The 2,354-nt window shown below is 51.0% G+C and carries 2 protein-coding genes and 1 pseudogene; all 3 read right to left on the bottom strand.

Annotated features, from left to right (window positions below; translation table 11 throughout):
• Window positions 1-495: 495 nt before the first annotated feature.
• Window positions 496-873 carry a hypothetical protein gene (locus ACJROR_RS01930; RefSeq protein WP_406545626.1) on the bottom strand — a complete coding sequence of 126 codons (378 nt, stop codon included), beginning with the start codon at window positions 871-873 and terminating at the stop codon, window positions 496-498.
• A 91-nt stretch (window positions 874-964) separates the two neighbouring features.
• Entirely contained in the window at window positions 965-1,555 is a 591-nt protein-coding gene (locus ACJROR_RS01925; protein WP_406545625.1) for a DUF6273 domain-containing protein, read from the bottom strand.
• Between the two features lie 125 nt (window positions 1,556-1,680).
• A pseudogene (locus ACJROR_RS01920) lies at window positions 1,681-2,354 on the bottom strand (serine/threonine protein kinase); the annotation flags it as partial.

The raw sequence follows: 2,354 nt of genomic DNA, 5'->3' as shown, positions 1-2,354 counted from the left end.
CCAAAGGCTGATGCAACAATCTTATCGCCACCGTATCCATAAGCCTTTGATATGCACCCGCTCAATAAACGCTGTTGCTTTTCATTGAAAATCTTCTGGGATAACTCGCCTGCATCATGCAGGATTTGAGTTAACCTGACATCTGCCTCTGCCATATGCAATTCTCCGTGTTCTTACACGAAAGTGTATCATAATGAGAGTTATGTTTCTATCCCAAGAGTTACATATTATTTTGAGACAGTTCCTGACAGTATTTGTCTCATGGTGTTTATCATGCCGCTAGGCAATCCGGTATTTAAGCCGTTTTTGCCTTCCCTCCGAAGGAACTCTGCCCGCCCCGGTAACAGCGACAGCGCTTTTCCTGAAAATACCCGGGAAATCAATCAGCGGAGACATGGCAAGGCTTAGCTCCCCGTCTGAAACAGGAGGTTTGCAGAAGGTGAAGGCGGAAGCAGAGGTAAACCTGATCAGAATGCGACAGCTCCGTCAGGTTCATCAGACAGAAGTGCCCCAGGAGAAAAGGATGTATTCCGCGGCGGTTTCCAGCACCACGGTCATGTCATCCCATTCCGGAGGAATCAGGTGCACAGCGCTGAGCACGGGTTCATACACGATGGTTATCTTCTGGTTCATTTTCTCCAGCCGGGATTTCAACCACTCGAGATCTTTATCGGAAACCGGGGTATAAACACGATCCCGGAACTCCTCTGTCCAGAAGCACCTTAGTTCATCATCGGAATCCAGAAACTCCAGAGCCCGGGACACAAAATCATCCCGGTAGGCGTAAAGGGCTTTCGGGGCCATCACGAGGTAAATCATTTCTTCCGAATTCGGAGTGTTAAAGCATTCATTGCCAAAGGAAAAAGCGATCATGAAAAACTCCCGGAGGCCGAACATAATGTCCGGCCCATTCATAGCTGAATAAGGTGATTACGCCGCAGCGGCTGATTCCCGGATCAGAAGATTACAGATTCCAGATTAGCCTTAAAGCAGGCCGCACAGCGTGGTAATCAATGTTGACGAAGTCACCGAACGGGTAAACCGCGCCGTCCGTATCCACGTACGCTGCGTGGCCCTGACTGCTGCCCGGCGACCGCAGCCACCAATAACAGCAGCCGGTGCCATCATCTGCCCATGCTCCCTGGTTACGGGCATAAGACGCAGGCCGGCACTGGCTTTCGCTTTCATCAAGGAAATACTGTTCCGCCTCCGCAAGGCTCAGGCAGAAAACCCGATCCAAGGTATACCTTCCGCCGCTGGTGCCATATTGCCGGTTATTGTCATTCACCACATCAGAGAGCTTGATTCTGCTCTGTTCCTCCGGAGAGAAGGCCTCCTTCAGAAAATCATTGTTAAGCCACCTCCTGAGATCGCAGTCTTCCCAGGTGATACTTCCCCCGCTGTGATACTGTTTGCATTCAAGACCGTAACGGCTCACCAGGAAGGCCTCATCGCCGTTAACCTCCAAAACCAGCCATTCAATGGGCTCCCTGGCACTGCCGTTGTTCTGGGGGTAACTGCCAAACTTAACGTACTCCCCTGCTTTGACTTGCATGGGCTTAACCGCGGGATAGGTGACGCCCTTTACAGTAATGTCGGCCTGTTCGCCGGAGTCGGAGCCAGCATAAGACCGGAACCTCCCGATAACCTGCGAGAGCGCGGAGATCTTTTCGAGATCGGTTAAAGCGCTGTTATGAGAACTGACAAAGTTTGTGAAAACTCCGGGGTATCACGGTTCTCCTCTGATAGTCTCTCAAAATATTCCTTAAGATCCTGAACAGCGGGAAAGAGATGCTCCTCAAACCTCACAAACCCGGAAACCGTCCTTTTGAGATTATCGTAGGAACTGGAATACCAGACCTTTTCTGATACCTCCTTAAGAGCGGCGTCGTAGGTGTTAAGGATCCGGCGGAGACGGTAGGTCTGCTTTTCCCGAAGAAGCTTACCCACGTAGTCATCAAAGGCCTTGGCGTTTTTGAACTGAAGCTCGCCCTGCCCGAAGACGGCCCTGTCAAGATCCCCCAAAACCTGCTTTAAAGCCTCCCGGGACTTTGCTTCCGGAATAGCGGCGGCAAAGAATTCCAGATCTGCGCGGTGCTCTTCAATATACTTGATGTAACCGGAAAAGCCCTGTTCGCTTTCCAGCTTTTTAAGGTACCCCAGAAGCTCTGCGGGATCGCTGAAGGACTGATCCCCTATCCTGATATTTCTTTTCTCTGAAAATGCATAGCCCAGAATCCAGGCCGCCTGCATATCCGAACACTTCTGCTGCGAAATCTGCAAAGAAGCCTTTCGCAGGAGGTTAGCGGCAGCATCGCTCTTAATAACGTCCTCCGCATAGAAGTCCAGGAATG

The organism is Succinimonas sp., assembly GCF_045225735.1.
Taxonomy (GTDB): Bacteria; Pseudomonadota; Gammaproteobacteria; order Enterobacterales; family Succinivibrionaceae; genus Succinimonas.
This window is presented reverse-complemented; position numbering and strand designations above follow the sequence as displayed.

Excerpts from the sequence above, each read along its gene's own strand:
- ACJROR_RS01930 (WP_406545626.1), bottom strand. The coding sequence starts at position 873 with ATGATCGCTTTTTCCTTTGGCAATGAATGCTTTAACACTCCGAATTCG.
- ACJROR_RS01925 (WP_406545625.1), bottom strand. The coding sequence starts at position 1,555 with ATGCAAGTCAAAGCAGGGGAGTACGTTAAGTTTGGCAGTTACCCCCAG.